The sequence below is a fragment of the Arthrobacter sp. YAF34 genome, from assembly GCF_052113245.1.
Taxonomy (GTDB): Bacteria; Actinomycetota; Actinomycetes; order Actinomycetales; family Micrococcaceae; genus Arthrobacter.
In genome coordinates, this window is sequence record NZ_JBFRCV010000009.1 from 45,495 (window position 1) to 61,264 (window position 15,770).

The following is a 15,770-nucleotide window of genomic DNA, read 5'->3' on the forward strand; positions in this document are numbered from 1 at the left end:
TTTAGTTGCACTTCGTTTCGCTTGGTTTACACTGCGTTTCGTCGGGGCCGTCGCGGGCGGCAGCTTGGTTTCAGTACGTTTGTCCAGGATCCCGCGGGCGTTTCAGTACGTTTCGTGAAGACCCTGCCGGCGTTGCGGGCCGTCCGGGCGTCGCGGTCCACGGCGTCAGAGTCCAGCGCGCCAGAGTCCAAGGCGCCAGGGTCCAAGGCGATGCGCCTGCCGGTGGTGATGGACGATGCCCGCCAGGAATGTCTGACCTCCCAACTAGATTTGAGTCATGGAAGCCGCCAGGGATTTCATTCCTTTCGAAGACGAGGGGCTGGGTGCGGACCGGGACACGGTCCGGGCCCGGCAGCTCGGGGTGGACGGCGCCCTGGCCGCGCTCCGGGCCGTGAGCTCCACGGCGGTCGAGGACGCAGCGTCCTGGGGATTGGCGGCGGCATCGGACTTCGCCGGCAGCGTGGAGGAAATCTCCCGCACAGTGGAGTACCTTCAGGTCGTCGCGGCGTCCGCGGTGGACCGGGCCCGGAAACAATCCGCGGCGGACCCCATGAAGGCGAACACCTCGTGGACCACCGGCTGGCGCGACGACGCCTCAGGGTCCGCGCCGGCGTCTCCTGCGGCAGCCGCCGAGACCGTCACGGCCGGCGCGGCTGGCCTGGCCGGTGCTGCTGTGGCCTGGGAGGATGTTTCACCTGGGGCGGTGTCCCCGGCTGTAGCCGGCGGGGCTCCCGCTGTGGCCGGCGGGGCTGCCGTGGATGACGGGTATCGGAACACCGTGGAGTTCCTGCGGGCGCGGCTGCTGATCGGCGCGGCGGAGGTCCGGCGCCGGCTCGCCCTGGCCGAGCGTCTGCTGCCCCGGCAGGGGCTGGCCGACCGGCTGGTGACCGCCGTGCACGAGGAACTCGGCGCCGCCCTCGCCGCGGGCGAGATCGCCTCCCGGGCCGCGACGATCATCACCGCCGCACTGGACCGGGTCGGGCATGTCTGTGATGCGGAGGCCGCGGCCCGGATGGAACACGCCCTGACCCGCACGGCCGCCGATAACGATCAGGACTTCCTGGCCCGGGTCGCCCGCGGCTGGACCGACGCGCTGGACCAGGACGGCGCCGAACCCTCCGAGGAGGTCCTGCGCCAGCTCCAGGGCGCCTTCATCCGCCGCCAGCGCCACGGCCTGCACCACCTCGAGATCTTCGCGACCACCGACCAGTTCGAACACCTCCTCACCGTGATGAACACCGGCGCCAACCCCCGCACCGGCACCGTAAACACGGACACACCCCTAGCCGCCGGCGCGGCCGAGGGCCCCGCCTCCGGCGAGGGCTCCGCGACGGGCGGCGCCTCCCACGAGGGAGCGGCCGGCTGGGGTTCCGGCTCCGGTGAGGGTTCCGCGACGGGCGTTTCGAGGGGGTGGGATTCTGATGCCGGTGAGACTTCGGCCGCCGGCACTGCCGCCGGCTGGGGTTCCGCCGTCTTCGCTGCTACCGGCTGGAATTCCGCTCCCGTCGGCGCTTCCCCGGACGGGACGGTCAGCGCCGCCCCTGGCGCGTCGGCCTGCGGATTCCAGGCTGCCGGCGTTTCGGAGGATTTGGGCATCCCGGACACCGCCCCTGATCAGGCTGCCATGCCCGCCGTGCAGAACCGTCCCGCAGTGGAGGACCGTCCCACAGTGCAGGATCGTCCCACAATGGATGACCGTCCCGGCGCGGAGGATCCGGGCGCTGCGGGCCTGGACCTGCGTTCCCGGGCGCAGAAGCTGCTCGACGGCCTGGTCGGGGGCTGCAAGGTGGCCCTGGCCGCCGGCTCCCTGCCCGCCGCCGGCGGGCTGCGCCCGCAGGTCATGGTCACCATCGACTACCGGGACCTGCTGACCCGGCTCGGCACCACCGCCGAAGGCACCGCCGCCGAAAGCACCGCCGGACCTACAGACCCGGCAACGACAGCGGCCGCGGCTGACAACGGAACGGACCCGGCAGACCGGGCGTTCCGGCACCCGGGAGCGGTGCAGGAGACCGGATCGCTGCTGTTCACCGGCCCGGTCACGGCCTCGACCGTGCGGAAAATCGCCTGCGACGCCGACATCATCCCCGTCCTGCTCGGCGGCGAGGGACGGATCCTGGACATCGGCCGGGCCTCCCGAATCTTCCCGCCACACCACCGCAAGGCCCTCATCGCCCGCGACCGCGGCTGCGCCTTCCCCGGCTGCACCATCCCGGCCACCTGGTGCGAGGCCCACCACATCACCTACTGGTCCCACGGCGGAACCACCGGAACCGAAAACGGCGTGCTGCTCTGCTCCCACCACCACCACGTGATCCACAAGGAACACTGGACCATCCACGTCAGACGAGGCATCCCCTGGTTCATCCCGCCACCCCACCTCGACCCGCGCCAACGGCCCCGCCGCAACCACTCCTTCAACCCCGCCAACCTCACCACCCCCGCATAGTCACGGGCTAATAGTCATGGCCGTCCAACCGCAGCCAAGAAAAAGTCCAAGTGGGGACCGACGCCCGGGATGACCGCCGCAACACAGCGACCCGCCCGCGGCAGCGTCAATTCAGGCCATACAGTGCGGCAGCGTCAATTCAGGCCATACAGTGCGGCAGCGTCAATTCAGGCCATACAGTTCAGAAAAGGATGGCGGGGCAGCGCGGCGGCCGAGACACCAGAAAGAATCCCTAAGGCATAAGGACGGTCCTAGCGTGGCTGGCCCGGGAGATGATCGCCACACTACGCCCCAAGCCCCAGCTGCGGCGCGACTTGACTCGACTCGACTTGGCTCGAACAGGTCAGGGCAGACTCAGCGCTTAACGGGAGGCGCGAGCGGGAGCAGGGCTGCCCCGGCAGCGGCTGTGTCGGCGGACATCTCCCAGACCCGGCGCAGCGCACAGAATTTCCACCAGTGGTGTTTCAAAACGTCGGGGTTGGCCCGCTGCGGACGGACTTCCGTCTCGCCCACCGCCACGGCCAAGAGGATCGGGGACTCGCCGTGCTTCCACGCCTCCCACTCCCCCGCCACGGGATCAACCAAGCTTTCCTCTGCCTTCATGCCGGCCACGAGCTGCATCACCACTTTGTCATCCAGCGGTTTCACGGTGCCGTCCCGGCTGGTCCCTTTGGTCTTGTAATCGATGAGACAGGTCCGACCATTGATTCTCGCCACAAGGTCCAAGGTGCCGGCATAGCCGACCGTCTTGTTCCACACCGTGATTTCCGGAGCAACGGGTTCGACCTGGAAGAGTTCCCACCATTCGTCAAAGCGTGCCGCGAAGGCTTCTTCACCATTGGCGGCCAGCGCTTCGCGTGTTTCCTTCATCTGATGCGGCCGGCCGAGTGCGCGCAGTGCCACTTGCTCGCAATAGTTGTGGACCCGGTCCCCTCGCTTGGCTGCCTCGTCCCGGTAAGATTCGGCGGCCTTGGCTGCCCGACTAACCGCCTGACGCAGTTTGGCGGGGCTCCCCAGGATGCCAGGGAGCTCAGGGTCCTGGGCCAGGCTGTTAGCGCCCATGTATCCGAACCAGCCGTCCAGCCCGTGTGGCTGCTGGCCGATCACCGTAGTGATCGAGGGAACGGAGAACTGTGCCGATGTTGAGCGTGCGTACATGCGGCCGTGATCAGTGGCATGAGCGAGGAGTGGGGCGGTCATAAAGAAACTCTTTCACGGGGGTCAGACAACGGTGAAAAGCAAAATGGCCCGTTCCGCTGATGCAGCGGAACGGGCCATTTCGTTGGTGGGCGATACTGGGTTCGAACCAGTGACCTCTTCGGTGTGAACGAAGCGCGCTACCACTGCGCCAATCGCCCCAACGACATTGAATGCTAGCCCACCCGGCCGGATTTTAGAAATCGGCCGCGCCACATTGGTCCCGCGACGCCACAGTCTTACCCGGCGGCACTCTCTTACTCGATGCCCGGACATCGCTTTCCTCCTCGCCCACTTTCCTCCTCCCCGACTGCCGCGCAGAAATCCTCGCCCCGAGACCCATGTCCCAAGCGCGGACCGGCATTGTGGGCCGCCGCCCCTGACCAAAGGCCATCGCAGCGGGAATTACAGGGCTGTAATTAGCAAAATCGCCTAGAAATCAAGGAAGTAAGGGCATCGAGACGGGGTCGAGGCTCCTCGATTTGTAGATTCCCAGAACCTCCTATAGAGTTCTTACTCGTTGGAACGCGAGGAAATGCCGAATGCGGCACGGAAATCCACTCCAATAATGCGGACGTAGCTCAGCTGGTAGAGCACCACCTTGCCAAGGTGGATGTCGCGAGTTCGAATCTCGTCGTCCGCTCGCAGGACACTGTCACGGCAAAGGTTCTTCGGAATCCTGCTTACACGGTGGGTTGGCCGAGAGGCGAGGCAGCGGCCTGCAAAGCCGTATACACGGGTTCGAATCCCGTACCCACCTCGGTGAAAACCATGGTGTCCGGTTTAGGCCGGATGAAATGGGCGATTGGCGCAGCGGTAGCGCGCTTCCCTGACACGGAAGAGGTCACTGGTTCGATCCCAGTATCGCCCACCAAAGCAAGGAAACTTGCTTGATGCAGCACCACCGGCCAGGCCGGCATGGACTTCATATTGCGGACGTAGCTCAGCTGGTAGAGCACCACCTTGCCAAGGTGGATGTCGCGAGTTCGAATCTCGTCGTCCGCTCTCTTATGTATTAGATTCACATAAATCCACTCCGGATTCTTCCGGTTGCGGGCGATTGGCGCAGCGGTAGCGCGCTTCCCTGACACGGAAGAGGTCACTGGTTCGATCCCAGTATCGCCCACCATCAAGCAGCTCCTTCTGGAGCTGCTTTTTTCATGCCGCTTGACCCCTTACCTGGGCGCATTGGGGTCGGACCCGCGAGATCCCGAGACCGCTACGGGATCTGATTTCCCAGCACCTGCGAATCGGTCTGGGCCACAAGACTCTTGACAGTTGTCCTGAAATTGGCCGCCGGCTCTTGGCATGACCTGTACCGGTCGGTAGTATCGAAAGCCGGAGGAGCGAACTGGCTCCGCGACCGAAGGGAGGTGCCCGTGGGTTTACTTGACGATCTGAAGGGCAAGGCTCAGCAAGTCATTGGTGGCAACGAACAGGCCATCAAGGACGGCATCGACAAGGCCGGCGATTTCGTCGACTCTAAGACCGGCGGCAAGTACGCCGACAATGTCGATGCAGTGCAGAAGGGTGCTTCCAACTTCGTGGATAACGCCGACGACCGGCCCAAAGCGGCCCCGGTCGCCGAGCAGACTCCCGTCGCGGATGTGCCCCCTGTAGCCGGGACTCCCCGGCAGCAGGGCCTCTGACCCAGGTACGTCAGCGAGGTGTCGGTCCCGCCGAGAGGCGGCGCCGGCACCTTCGGCGTTTAACGGCGCAAAAGCAGGAAACTGGCGCCGCAAGAGCAGGGAACACTGGGCCACTTACGGCCCATCCGAAACCTCAGGACGGGCCTGGAGTGAACCCGTGATGCAATGCCCGGAAAGCTACCGGCGTACCGGTTTCCTTTTCGGCTCAGGATGGCTCGTGGTTCTGCCCCTCGCGGGCCAGCGCGGTCAGCCGGGAGACGGCGCGGAAGTACTTCTTCATGTACCCGCCGGTCATCATTTCCTCGGTGAACAGCTGGTCGAACGGCACGCCGCTGGCGAGGATGGGCACGTCTTTGTCGTACAGCCGGTCCGCCAGCACCACAAACCGCAGCGCCACGGCCTGCTCCGTAATGGTGTGCACGTTCTTCCAGACCACGCCTTCGATTCCATCCAGGAGCTGCCGGTAGCGGCTGGGGTGCACGCCGGCCAGGTGGTTGATCAGCGTGCTGAACTCGTCGCGGGCCACGGTCTTGCCGTCGAATTCGGCCTGCATGTGGTGGGTCAGGTCATCGTTGCGCAGCGGCGCAGGCGCCGCCGGGAGGCCGCGGTGCCGGAAGTCCTCTCCGTCGATCCGCACGACGTCGAACTGGTCCGCCAGCACCTGGATTTCGCGGGCGAAGTCGACGGCGGCGAAGCGCCCGTCGCCCAGGGAACCCGGCAAAGTGTTGGAGGTCGCGGCGAGCTTCACCCCGGCGTCGGCGAGTTCGCGCATGAGCCGGGACATCAGCACAGTGTCGCCCGGATCGTCGAGTTCGAATTCGTCGATGCACACGAGCCTGTAGTGGCTCAGGGCTTCAACGGTCTTGCGGAAAGAGAGCGCCCCGACGAGGTTGGTGTATTCGACGAACGTGCCGAAGGCCTTGGGCCCGGGGGCGGCGTGCCACAGCGACGCCAGGAGGTGGGTCTTGCCGACGCCGAATCCGCCGTCAAGGTAGATGCCCGCCCGGGAAGTGTCCTTCTTGCCGAAGAGCCGCTTGAACAGGCCGTCACCGTCGCGCGCACCTACGCCCGCCGCGAAGTGCTCCAGCGCGCGGACCGCGTGCGCCTGGCTGGCCTGGGCCGGATCGGGCCGGTAGCTGGAAAACGAGACCTCACCGAACCGGGGCGACGGATAGAACCCGTTGAGGAGCTCGTCCACGGAGACTGACGGCGTGCGGGCGGCGAGCTGTTCGATATGTACCAAGGTGGTCCGTTCTGCTGGTCACTTGTCCCCAGCAAGAATACCGGCACAGCGCCCCCGCCCCGCGTGCGCGGGCGCGAACCGGCGGCGGGCGTGAGCAAGACCACATTTCCCCGCGTGAACCCGGTGGAGCATTCCCGCCGGCCCGTGACTAGTGTTGTAAAAGGCCCGGCGCCGCGCATGCTTTTTTCTGCGCCCGGCCTCCTGACCGTTTCAGTGAAAGGCCATCACCATGTCCTACCCCGTTGAGCAGAACGAGAAGTTCGCCGCCTACGCACACCCCGAGCGTTTGGTATCCACCGACTGGCTCGCCGCGGCGATTGACGCCGGGGGGCTCGACGGCGGCAAGCTCGTGGTGGTGGAGTCGGACGAGGACGTGCTGCTGTACGAAACCGGCCACATCCCGGGCGCGGTCAAGATCGACTGGCACACGGACCTCAACGACGAGGTCACCCGCGACTACGTCGACGGCCAGGCGTTTGCCGCCTTGGCTGCCGCCAAGGGGATCTCCCGGGACAGCACGGTGGTCATTTATGGCGACAAGTCCAACTGGTGGGCTGCCTACGCCCTGTGGGTGTTCACGCTTTTCGGCCACGAGGACGTCCGGCTCCTGGACGGCGGCCGCGACAAGTGGATTGCCGAGGGCCGCCCCTTCACGACCGAAACCACAGTGCCTGCTCCCGGGACGTACCCGGTGGTGGAACGCAACGATGCCCCGATCCGCGCTTTCAAGGACGACGTGCTTGCCCACTTCGGCAAACCGCTGATCGATGTCCGCTCAACCGAGGAGTACACCGGCCAGCGCACCCACATGCCGGCCTACCCGGAAGAAGGGGCACTGCGCGGCGGGCACATCCCCACCGCCGCCTCCATCCCGTGGGCCCGTGCGGCGGCCGAGGACGGCACGTACCGCGACCGCGGCGAGCTTGAGGCGCTGTACCTGGGCGAAGCCGGGCTCAGCGAAGGCGATGACGTCGTGGCCTACTGCCGGATCGGCGAGCGGTCCAGCCACACCTGGTTTGCGCTGAAGTACCTGCTGGGCTTCGACACGGTCCGCAACTACGACGGTTCCTGGACCGAGTGGGGCAACGCCGTGCGCGTCCCGATCGTCAAGGGTCCTGAACGCGGCACGGTTCCGGCCGGCCGCTAGCCCAAAGTCCCCGGATCACGGCCTTCACGCATGAATCCGGGATGCAACCTTCGGCCGCGACCGGGACACTCTTGCCGTGCGTGCGTAAGCTGGGAGTGATGAATACTTCTGCCCTCCCCGCCGCGCTGGCGGATATTGTTGACGATTTTCAGGCCGTGACCGAACCCGAGCGGCTGCAGTTGCTCCTGGAGTTCTCGCAGGGACTCCCGGAGCTTCCGGAGCGGCTCCGGGACCACCCGGAACTGCTGGAGCAGGTGGTGGAGTGCCAGACTCCGCTGTTCCTCACCATTGAGACGGAACCGTCCGACGGCGGGGCGCCGGAGCGCGTCCGGCTCTACTTCAAGGCACCCAAGGAAGCCCCGACCACCCGGGGTTTCGCGGGGGTACTCCATGAAGGACTGGACGGCCTGAGCGCCGCGGAAATCCTTGCCGTGCCGGATGACATGCCCGAGCAGCTCGGCCTCACCCGCGCCATCACTCCCCTGCGCATGCGCGGCATGACGGCCATGCTGGGCCGGATCAAGCGCAAGGTCGCCGCTTTGGTCCCGCGGCAGCCGGCACAGTCCTGAGCCCGGGCGACAGGAACGTCACCCGGCATGGCCCGCAAGCTTCCGTCCCAGGGAACTCCGGCCACCGCGGCACTCGCGGCCGCCGGAGTTCCCTTTGTCGTCCACCCCTATACCCATGATCCGGCGGTGGCCAGTTATGGGCTCGAAGCGGCGGAAATCCTGGGCATCGACCCGGCCCGGGTCTTCAAAACCCTGATGGTCGACGTCGACGGCCGGCTCGCCGTCGGCGTCGTGCCTGTCAGCGGAACCCTGGACCTCAAAGCCATGGCTGCCGCGCTGGGCGGCAAGAAGGCCGCGATGGCGGACCCGGCCGCGGCGCAGCGGCGGACCGGTTACGTACTCGGCGGCATCTCCCCGCTCGGACAGCGCCAGTCCTCCCCCACGGTGGTGGACGACAGCGCCCTGGAGCTGGCGACCATCCTCGTCTCGGGCGGACGGCGCGGGCTGGACATTGAGCTTGATCCGGCCGAGCTCATTCGGCTCACGGCCGCCCGCACCGCCAGGATCGGGACCCGGCACGACTGATGCCCCAGAATGGCCGCGGCGCGACGCGGCGGCAGGAGGCGGCAGCGGCGGCGGCGGGGTTGTCCCAAGCAGCTGCCCAACCCGGCCAGATTCGCCGTGTCCCGTCAGTCCGGCGTGGAGTTCCCGGCCGCAGGCTCCTGGTCCCCGGGGTTGGCGCGGGGCGCCAGCTGCCGCCGGAGCCACGCCGTGATCTGCCGCTCCCAGTGCTCCGGATCCACGTTCCATTCCTTGGTGTGCAGGGCGGTGTTGAAAGGCTCGAACGTGACCATTTCAGGGTTCTTCTCGGCCAGCTCGGCGGAGGGCCCGTACGGCACGTATTCGTCGTCCACGCTGTGCACAATTAAGGTCGGCGTGCGCAGTTCCACGGCCCGTGAAACCCAGTCCATCGCCTTGAGGTCCACCGGAGCGGCCAGCCCGGTCAGCCGCCGGCCCAGGGGGTGGCCGAGCATGAATTGCCCGTAGCGGCCCACGGCGGACGGGATCCGGTTCAGTTCCGCATGGTGCGCCAGCACGTTGACCCAATCGATCACCGGGGCGTCCAGGACCATTGCCCGGATCAGGTGGCGGTGCCGCGAGAGATCGGCTGTCTGGAGGCAGATCGCGCCGCCCATCGACCAGCCGAAAAGGACCACCTCGCGGGCGCCGTGCTGCAGGGCATAATCGATGGCGGCTTCGACGTCGCGCCACTCCGTGGATCCCAAGCCATAACGCCCGTCGCTGGCGGACGGGGCCATGCCGTCGTTGCGGTAGGAGATCAGCAAACTGGACATGCCCAGTCCCCGCGCGGTCTGGACGGCCCGCAGACCCTCCTGCCGAGAAGCGCCGCGCCCGTGCACCATGACCGCCCAGACGTCGGGCGCCACCTCGTCGGCTGCCGGACCGCCGCGGACAAGCCAGGCCGGCGCCGTCCCGCCGTCGACGTCGATCAGCACGTCTTCCACCGGAAGCCCGAGCGCGGCGGGATCCGGGTAGGCGGCTCCGCTCCACCAGCCCCGCCGGGCGGAGGCCAGGTCGCCGCTGTAGACGGCCTCCACTTCCCGCAGGACGGTACGTTCGGCCGGAGAGTAGGAAAGAATCCGGCCGATCCGTGCATGGCCACGGCCGCCGTCGAAGAAGAACCCGTACACCCCGCCCACCGTGGCGTCCGGGGTGGCCGCGAAGATGACCCGCACGGCCTGGCCGTCGCGGATCACGGCCAGCACTTCCTGGTCCGCGTCGCGGACCTTGACCGGGGTGATGACGCGTCGGGCGAAATAGAGCGCGAGGGCCGAAGACCCTGCGGCGAGCACGCCTGCAGCCGCACTGCCTCCGATAATGCCTCCGAGCGCCCACTTGGCGTTGCCGGACGGCGCCGCCTCGAGGGATGCGGCGGGCGCTGCCGCTCCGCGGGCGGCGGGCCGGTACAGATCCGGACGGAGGCGCAAGGAGGAAGCCATGGCACCATTCTGACTGAAGGGTGCCCCAACCACGGCATTTTGGCTGCTCAGGCCGCACCACCGCGCCCGCGGGGACACGCCGCGGCGCCCGGCGGGGACACAACCATGCGGGGCACCACGAGCGCGACTAGGCTGGGGTCATGAGTGATCCAATCGTCATTTTGACAGAAGAGCCCCTCGGTGCGGATGACCGCGTCAACATTGAAACCCTGATTGCCGGCGGCGATGCGCCCCTGCTGGTGCTGGTGCCGGCCAATACCGAGCGGCACTTGGTGGTGGATTTCCTGGAAAACCTCTCCATGCTCGAGATCGCCAAGGCCTTCCGTGAACTGACGGCACACTCCGACCCCAACGAGGAGCGCGCCGAAGCAGCCGACACCCTCGCCGCTTCGCTGGCCGCGCTGGCCGGTCTTGGCGGCGGCGTTTCGGGCGAAATTGTCGAGGGCAAGGCGGTCGAAAGCCTGGTCGCCAGGGTCAAGGAACTCAGTGCCGGACAGGCCGTGGTGATCACGCGCCCGCATGCTCTCGCGGACACCTTCCACACCGACTGGGCCACCAAAGCCCAGGACAAGTTGGGCCTGCCGGTCCTGCATCTGTACGCCGGTTCGGGATTTATCGGCGACTCCTGAGCGTTATTGAAACTATGAGCATCTTCCACAACAGGTCCAAGTCCATGCCCGTAGCCGTCCCCCCCACGGATGTTGCAACCGAGTCCGGTGCTGCGCCGCTCCAGCAGGCCACCGGCGGAGAAACGTCCGTCAGCCAGGCGCCCGTCGAAAAGACGGATGCCCAGTGGCGCGAGGAATTGTCCCCGGAGGAGTACCGGGTGCTGCGCCAGGCCGGCACCGAGCGGCCGTACACCGGCGAATACTGGGACACGCACACCCGCGGGGTCTACAAGTGCCGGGCCTGCGGCACCGAGCTGTTCACCAGCAACGAAAAATTCGACTCGCACTGCGGCTGGCCGTCCTTCTGGGCGCCGCTCGCCGAGGGCACCGTCCGCTACATCCATGACCGCACCCTGGGCATGGAGCGGGTGGAAGTCCGTTGCGCCACCTGCGATTCCCACCTCGGCCACGTGTTCGACGGCGAGGGGTACGGCACCCCCACGGACCAGCGGTATTGCATCAATTCCGTCTCGCTGCAGCTCGTTCCCACGGACGACGCCGGGCACTAGCCCGCGTTTGGGCGGGAATAGCGCTGGGAGCGTACGGGAAGCCCGAGGGCCCCGCGGGCTCCGCAGGCTTCCCGCTCCTTCCGCTGGATGAGGATTTCCGAATCACTTGCCACAGACTTTCTTATGCTCGAGGCAATTTTTCATTAGAGCTTCTGATTGCTTGCTACGCTCGATTTAGATCCAGCGACACGCTCCACAGCAAACAGAAAGGCGACCGTCGACGATGACCACGACTGCTATCACCGCCCCCGCCCCGATCACAGCCTCCAACCAGGAATGGCTGCGCCTCAAGGCTGCCGCCACGGCCCTGCAGGCCCTCCAGATCAAGGACGGATCCGTACCGGACGCCGACGCCCACGAGGCCGCGGCCGGCCACGTGGCAACCATCACCGCGGCGGTTGCAGCCCTGGCCCCGTCCTTCCCGCACGATGCCCGCTATCTCGAACTGCTCGTCACCGACTTCGACCGGTGGGCCGGCGGCGGCTTTGGCGTTCCGGACTTCCTGGACTCCCTGCTGGCTTTCCAGCCGCAGCAGCACCGGGTCAACGGACTGCAGCACCTCGTCGTCTTCCCGATGTACACCCAGAACGGCAGCAGCAACCGCCTCGTCGAGGCCGTGCTGATCGAGGTCATCTGGCCCGAGTTCATCGGCGGCCTCGAAGCAGGCGAATACTCCAACAAGCTGTTCGTCCCGATCCGTTTCCTCGACTTCACCCCGGGCTACGACACCAACTCCGCCGTCCTCTTCCCGGAGACCGTCGCCGTCCGCGAAACCCCGACGTTCACGTGGGGTGCGATCTTCGCCGACCGCGAGGCCGCCCGCTTCCGCCGTGTCCTGCGCGCCGCCGCCGAGATCACGTCCCTGCAGCTGCCCGACGACGCCGCCGCTCTGCTGGAGGACCAGGAACTGACGCAGGAAACGTTCGTCATGTGGGATCTCATCCATGACCGCACCCACATGCGCGGTGACCTTCCCTTCGACCCCTTCATGATCAAGCAGCGCATGCCGTTCTTCCTGTACTCGCTCGAGGAACTGCGCTGCGACCTCACCGCCTTCCGCGAATCGGTCAAGATCGAAAAGGACGAGGACGCCGACCCGGAAGCACGCCGGCACGCCAAGCTCGTCCAGTACGCCGTGATCTTCGACCGCATCTTCCGCTTCGCTATCACCGGCACCCGCGTCCGCAACTATGACGGCCTCGGCGGTCAACTGCTCTTCGCGTGGATGCACCAGCACCACGTCCTGCACTGGACCGACAGCAAGCTCAGCATCGACTGGGACGAGGCGTCCGACGTCGTGGTTGAACTCGGCGCCCGGATCGAGGAACTGTACTGGCGCTCGATCGACCGCCCCAAGATGGCCCACTGGCTCGCGGCCTACGAGCTCATCTCCGGAACGGTCACGCCCAACCCGGCCTCCGTCTGGGCCAAGGGTCCGGACGCCCTCCCGCTGGACGGGCCGCCCCGCGGCCTGACGGACCAGGTCCTCGACGACGAGTTCCCGCTCTCGATGTTCTATGAGGCCCTTGAAAAGAAGATGCGCCCGGTCATTGAATCGACCGCCGGCATCACGGGGTCATCAGACACCGGAGCAGCCACCGGTGCAGAGTCCGGTTCCGCCGCGTCCTTGAACGCCGGATGAGCGCCGAACGCACTTTGAACGTGCTGGTCACGGGGGGCAGCGGACCGTCGGGCATTGCGACGGCCCGCGCCCTGCGCGACGCCGGCCACAGGGTCTTCACGGTCGGCTCTGATGCCGCCCGTATCGAGGCTGCCGCCGCCGACGCCGGCAGCGGCGTGACGCCACTCGTCTGCGACCTCGCCAGCCTTGCCGACGTCACGTCCCTGCGGGAGACCGTCGCCGGCATGGCGGGAGCCGTCGACGGCGTCATCCACCTCGTGGGCGGCTGGCGCGGCGCGAAGGGCATCTCGGACCAGAGCGACGAGGACTGGGAGTTCCTGGAACGCAACGCTGTCACCACGCTCAGGAACGTCACCCGGGTCTTCTTCGATGACCTGGCGGCCTCGGACACGGGACGCTTCGCCATGGTGTCTTCGACCGCGGTGAGCGCGCCGACGGCGGCGGGCGCCAGCTACGCCGCGGCCAAGGCCGCCGCCGAAGCCTGGACGCTGGCAGTAGCCGACGGTTTCCGGCGGGCACAGTCAGGGCATAAGGAAGGCCCTGTGGAGCAGCACAGCGCCGCCGTCATTTTCGTGGTGAAGGCCCTCGTGAACGCGGCCATGCGGGCCAACGCCCCTGAGCGCCACTTCCCGGGCTTCATCGATGTGGCTGACCTGGCCGCGGCCGCAGCAGGACTCTTCAGCTCTCCTGCCGGTGACCTGAACGGCCAGCGGCTGCTCCTGGGCAGCTGAGCTGCCCAGCCCACTGACCCCAGCCCAATGTTCCCGGGCCCACTGACCCCAGCCCACTGATCCCGGATCCAGCGGCCCGGGACCACTGGCCCGGATCCGGTGCCCGGGACTTAGCGCCCCGGACTTAGCGCCTGCGGCTTGACCTCTTAGACTGAAAGCGTGAGCAAAGCGATGACCAGCACGGTTGAAGTAAACACCGTTGAAACTGCCCCTGCCAGCACTGCGGTGCGGCTCCATGACCCCTCCGTCCGCGGCTTCGCCTCGGACAACTACTCCGGCGTCCATCCGGAGGTTCTCGCGGCCCTGGCCGCCGCCAACGAAGGCCACCAGGTCTCCTATGGCGAAGACCAGTACACCGCCCGCCTGCAGCAGCTCATGGAAGAGCACTTCGGCGGGGGCATCGAGTGCTTCCCGGTCTTCAACGGCACCGGTGCCAACGTCCTGTCCCTGCAGTCGTTGCTGCCGCGCTGGGGTGCCGTGATCTGCGCCTCCACCGCCCACATCAACATGGATGAAAACGGCGCACCGGAGCGGATCGGCGGCATCAAGCTGCTGCAGGTCCCCACGACGGACGGCAAGCTCACTCCTGCGCTGATCGACCAGGAGGCCTGGGGCTGGGGCGATGAGCACCGTGCCCAGCCGCTTGCGGTCTCCATCACCCAGACCACCGAGCTCGGCACGTGCTACACCCCGGAGGAGGTCCGGGCCATCGCGGAGCATGTCCATTCCAAGGGCATGAAACTGCACATGGACGGCGCCCGGCTGGCCAACGCCGCCGCGCACCTGGGAGTTCCGTTGCGGGCCTTCACCCGCGATGCCGGCGTGGACATCCTTTCCTTCGGCGGCACGAAGAACGGCCTGCTGTTCGGCGAAGTGGTGATCGCGCTGAACCCGGAAGCCGTCCACGGCCTGATCTACCTGCGCAAGATGAACATGCAGCTGGCGTCCAAGATGCGGTTCATGTCTGCCCAGTTCATCGCCCTGCTCGAGGGTGACCTCTGGCTGCGCTCGGCCTCCCACGCCAATGCCATGGCCGCCCGGCTGCGCGCCGGCGTCGAGTCGATCCCCGGCGTTGAACTGAGCCAGAAGACCGAGTCCAACGGCGTGTTCGCCGTCCTGCCCGCCGGTGTCGCGGACCGGCTGCGCGAATCTTTCCGCTTCTACGACTGGAACGAGGCGGCCCGCGAGGTCCGCTGGATGTGTTCCTTCGACACCACCGAGGAAGACGTTGATTCGTTCATCGCGGCCATCAAGCGCGAGCTCGCCGCGGCCTAGGCCCTGCCCCGCTTCCCCTGCCCGGCGGCGAGCCTGCCGGACGGGTGGCCCGCGGTTGCATAATCTTCCAAGGTGAGCTCCCTCGATCAGGTTCCGGCAGATTTCCTCTTCGCCTTGGGGACCCTTCGACAGGCACGGTGTCGCAGCGAGCTGCACCTGGACGAAATTCCGGCGCCGTCGCGGCTGGCGCCGTACGCGGTGGCCCTGGGGGCCGAAGTGATCGGACCGGGTGATGCCCCCGCGGGCGCCGCGGTCCACGGCCCGGCGGCCGCGGCGTTGGCCCGCGCGTCCGGGAGTGACGACGTCGAACTGGCCACCGGCCGCTTCATCCTGCTCCACGATCCCGACGGCTCTGCCGTGTGGGACGGGGAATTCAGGATCGTCACCTACATCCGAGCCCAGCTGGAACCCGAGATGGGCAACGATGAACTCCTGGGATCGGTCGCATGGACGTGGCTGGTAGAGGCGCTGGACAACCACCAGGCGCCCTACCGCTCCGCCGGCGGCACGGCCACCAGGGTGCTCTCGGAGAGCTTCGGAACGCTCTCGGACAGGCCGGATTCGATCGACATAGAGCTGCGGGCCTCCTGGACCCCGGCCACCCCGGACATCACCTCGCACCTGGAGGCGTGGTCGGACATGGTCTGCACCTTTGCCGGGCTGCCGCCTCTGCCCGAGGGCGTCACGCCCCTGCCCCGGCGCTCCCGCGGACACGCATGAGGGGCTTATT

At 67.1% G+C, this 15,770-nt stretch carries 14 protein-coding genes and 6 tRNA genes; 16 read left to right on the plus strand and 4 right to left on the minus strand.

Features of this window, described 5'->3' with window-relative positions; translation table 11 throughout:
- Positions 1 to 277: 277 nt before the first annotated feature.
- On the plus strand, positions 278 to 2,449 hold the full coding sequence (locus AB4Y72_RS12360) for a DUF222 domain-containing protein (RefSeq protein ID WP_441426456.1): 2,172 nt from the start codon (positions 278 to 280) through the stop codon (positions 2,447 to 2,449).
- A gap of 354 nt (positions 2,450 to 2,803) precedes the next feature.
- Here the strand turns inward: AB4Y72_RS12360 and AB4Y72_RS12365 are convergent, their stop codons facing one another.
- Positions 2,804 to 3,649, minus strand: coding sequence for a cytochrome (locus AB4Y72_RS12365; RefSeq protein WP_441426457.1), 846 nt, complete (start codon positions 3,647 to 3,649; stop codon positions 2,804 to 2,806).
- A gap of 83 nt (positions 3,650 to 3,732) precedes the next feature.
- Positions 3,733 to 3,807 (minus strand) — tRNA-Val (locus tag AB4Y72_RS12370).
- Between the two features lie 409 nt (positions 3,808 to 4,216).
- On the opposite strand from AB4Y72_RS12370, the gene AB4Y72_RS12375 reads away from it, so the two are divergent.
- From AB4Y72_RS12375 to AB4Y72_RS12400, 6 genes are all read left to right on the plus strand, one after another.
- Positions 4,217 to 4,289: transfer RNA gene (locus tag AB4Y72_RS12375), tRNA-Gly, on the plus strand.
- A 46-nt stretch (positions 4,290 to 4,335) separates the two neighbouring features.
- Positions 4,336 to 4,406: transfer RNA gene (locus AB4Y72_RS12380), tRNA-Cys, on the plus strand.
- A gap of 39 nt (positions 4,407 to 4,445) precedes the next feature.
- Positions 4,446 to 4,520 (plus strand) — tRNA-Val (locus tag AB4Y72_RS12385).
- A 58-nt stretch (positions 4,521 to 4,578) separates the two neighbouring features.
- Positions 4,579 to 4,651, plus strand: a tRNA-Gly gene (locus AB4Y72_RS12390).
- A gap of 49 nt (positions 4,652 to 4,700) precedes the next feature.
- A tRNA-Val gene (locus AB4Y72_RS12395) sits at positions 4,701 to 4,775 on the plus strand.
- A gap of 250 nt (positions 4,776 to 5,025) precedes the next feature.
- On the plus strand, positions 5,026 to 5,295 hold the full coding sequence (locus tag AB4Y72_RS12400; RefSeq protein WP_441426458.1) for an antitoxin: 270 nt from the start codon (positions 5,026 to 5,028) through the stop codon (positions 5,293 to 5,295).
- A 205-nt stretch (positions 5,296 to 5,500) separates the two neighbouring features.
- On the opposite strand, the gene zapE is transcribed toward AB4Y72_RS12400, so the two are convergent.
- Positions 5,501 to 6,538: a cell division protein ZapE gene (zapE, locus tag AB4Y72_RS12405; RefSeq protein ID WP_441426459.1), complete on the minus strand. Its 1,038-nt coding sequence runs from the start codon at positions 6,536 to 6,538 to the stop codon at positions 5,501 to 5,503.
- Between the two features lie 229 nt (positions 6,539 to 6,767).
- Between zapE and AB4Y72_RS12410 the strand changes: the two genes are divergently transcribed.
- The 3 genes from AB4Y72_RS12410 (at position 6,768) to ybaK (ending at position 8,779) form a co-directional block, all read left to right on the plus strand.
- Entirely contained in the window at positions 6,768 to 7,685 is a 918-nt protein-coding gene (locus AB4Y72_RS12410) for a sulfurtransferase (protein WP_441426460.1), read from the plus strand.
- A gap of 98 nt (positions 7,686 to 7,783) precedes the next feature.
- Positions 7,784 to 8,254, plus strand: a complete 471-nt coding sequence (locus tag AB4Y72_RS12415; RefSeq protein ID WP_441426461.1) for a SufE family protein — start codon at positions 7,784 to 7,786, stop codon at positions 8,252 to 8,254.
- 27 nt (positions 8,255 to 8,281) lie between these two features.
- Positions 8,282 to 8,779, plus strand: a complete 498-nt coding sequence (gene ybaK, locus AB4Y72_RS12420; protein ID WP_441426462.1) for a Cys-tRNA(Pro) deacylase — start codon at positions 8,282 to 8,284, stop codon at positions 8,777 to 8,779.
- A 104-nt stretch (positions 8,780 to 8,883) separates the two neighbouring features.
- Here ybaK and AB4Y72_RS12425 read toward each other — a convergent pair whose 3' ends face one another.
- The gene (locus AB4Y72_RS12425; RefSeq protein WP_441426463.1) at positions 8,884 to 10,215 is read right to left on the minus strand and encodes an alpha/beta hydrolase family protein; all 1,332 of its coding nucleotides are present in this window, start codon (positions 10,213 to 10,215) and stop codon (positions 8,884 to 8,886) included.
- 140 nt (positions 10,216 to 10,355) lie between these two features.
- Here AB4Y72_RS12425 and AB4Y72_RS12430 point away from each other — a divergent pair, with 140 nt between their 5' ends.
- The 6 genes from AB4Y72_RS12430 to AB4Y72_RS12455 all read left to right on the plus strand — a co-directional run bounded on the left by AB4Y72_RS12430 (position 10,356) and on the right by AB4Y72_RS12455 (position 15,760).
- Positions 10,356 to 10,844, plus strand: a complete 489-nt coding sequence (locus AB4Y72_RS12430) for a hypothetical protein (protein ID WP_441426464.1) — start codon at positions 10,356 to 10,358, stop codon at positions 10,842 to 10,844.
- A 14-nt stretch (positions 10,845 to 10,858) separates the two neighbouring features.
- Positions 10,859 to 11,392 (plus strand): peptide-methionine (R)-S-oxide reductase MsrB, encoded by a 534-nt coding sequence (msrB, locus tag AB4Y72_RS12435; protein ID WP_441426465.1) that lies wholly within the window; start codon positions 10,859 to 10,861, stop codon positions 11,390 to 11,392.
- A 223-nt stretch (positions 11,393 to 11,615) separates the two neighbouring features.
- Complete coding sequence (locus tag AB4Y72_RS12440) at positions 11,616 to 13,034, plus strand: DUF6421 family protein (protein ID WP_441426466.1); 1,419 nt, start codon at positions 11,616 to 11,618, stop codon at positions 13,032 to 13,034.
- Positions 13,031 to 13,765 carry an SDR family NAD(P)-dependent oxidoreductase gene (locus AB4Y72_RS12445; protein ID WP_441426467.1) on the plus strand — a complete coding sequence of 245 codons (735 nt, stop codon included), beginning with the start codon at positions 13,031 to 13,033 and terminating at the stop codon, positions 13,763 to 13,765. Before AB4Y72_RS12440 ends, AB4Y72_RS12445 begins: the two co-directional genes overlap by 4 nt.
- A gap of 171 nt (positions 13,766 to 13,936) precedes the next feature.
- Positions 13,937 to 15,040, plus strand: coding sequence for a threonine aldolase family protein (locus AB4Y72_RS12450; protein WP_441426592.1), 1,104 nt, complete (start codon positions 13,937 to 13,939; stop codon positions 15,038 to 15,040).
- Between the two features lie 72 nt (positions 15,041 to 15,112).
- Positions 15,113 to 15,760 carry a DUF3000 domain-containing protein gene (locus AB4Y72_RS12455; protein ID WP_441426468.1) on the plus strand — a complete coding sequence of 216 codons (648 nt, stop codon included), beginning with the start codon at positions 15,113 to 15,115 and terminating at the stop codon, positions 15,758 to 15,760.
- Positions 15,761 to 15,770 lie beyond the last annotated feature (10 nt).

Coding starts and splice junctions, on each gene's coding strand:
- AB4Y72_RS12445 (WP_441426467.1), top strand. CDS start 13,031: ATGAGCGCCGAACGCACTTTGAACGTGCTGGTCACGGGGGGCAGCGGA.
- AB4Y72_RS12410 (WP_441426460.1), top strand. CDS start 6,768: ATGTCCTACCCCGTTGAGCAGAACGAGAAGTTCGCCGCCTACGCACAC.
- AB4Y72_RS12365 (WP_441426457.1), bottom strand. CDS start 3,649: ATGACCGCCCCACTCCTCGCTCATGCCACTGATCACGGCCGCATGTAC.
- ybaK (WP_441426462.1), top strand. CDS start 8,282: ATGGCCCGCAAGCTTCCGTCCCAGGGAACTCCGGCCACCGCGGCACTC.
- AB4Y72_RS12430 (WP_441426464.1), top strand. CDS start 10,356: ATGAGTGATCCAATCGTCATTTTGACAGAAGAGCCCCTCGGTGCGGAT.
- AB4Y72_RS12425 (WP_441426463.1), bottom strand. CDS start 10,215: ATGGCTTCCTCCTTGCGCCTCCGTCCGGATCTGTACCGGCCCGCCGCC.
- AB4Y72_RS12450 (WP_441426592.1), top strand. CDS start 13,937: ATGACCAGCACGGTTGAAGTAAACACCGTTGAAACTGCCCCTGCCAGC.
- msrB (WP_441426465.1), top strand. CDS start 10,859: ATGAGCATCTTCCACAACAGGTCCAAGTCCATGCCCGTAGCCGTCCCC.
- AB4Y72_RS12440 (WP_441426466.1), top strand. CDS start 11,616: ATGACCACGACTGCTATCACCGCCCCCGCCCCGATCACAGCCTCCAAC.
- AB4Y72_RS12415 (WP_441426461.1), top strand. CDS start 7,784: ATGAATACTTCTGCCCTCCCCGCCGCGCTGGCGGATATTGTTGACGAT.
- AB4Y72_RS12360 (WP_441426456.1), top strand. CDS start 278: ATGGAAGCCGCCAGGGATTTCATTCCTTTCGAAGACGAGGGGCTGGGT.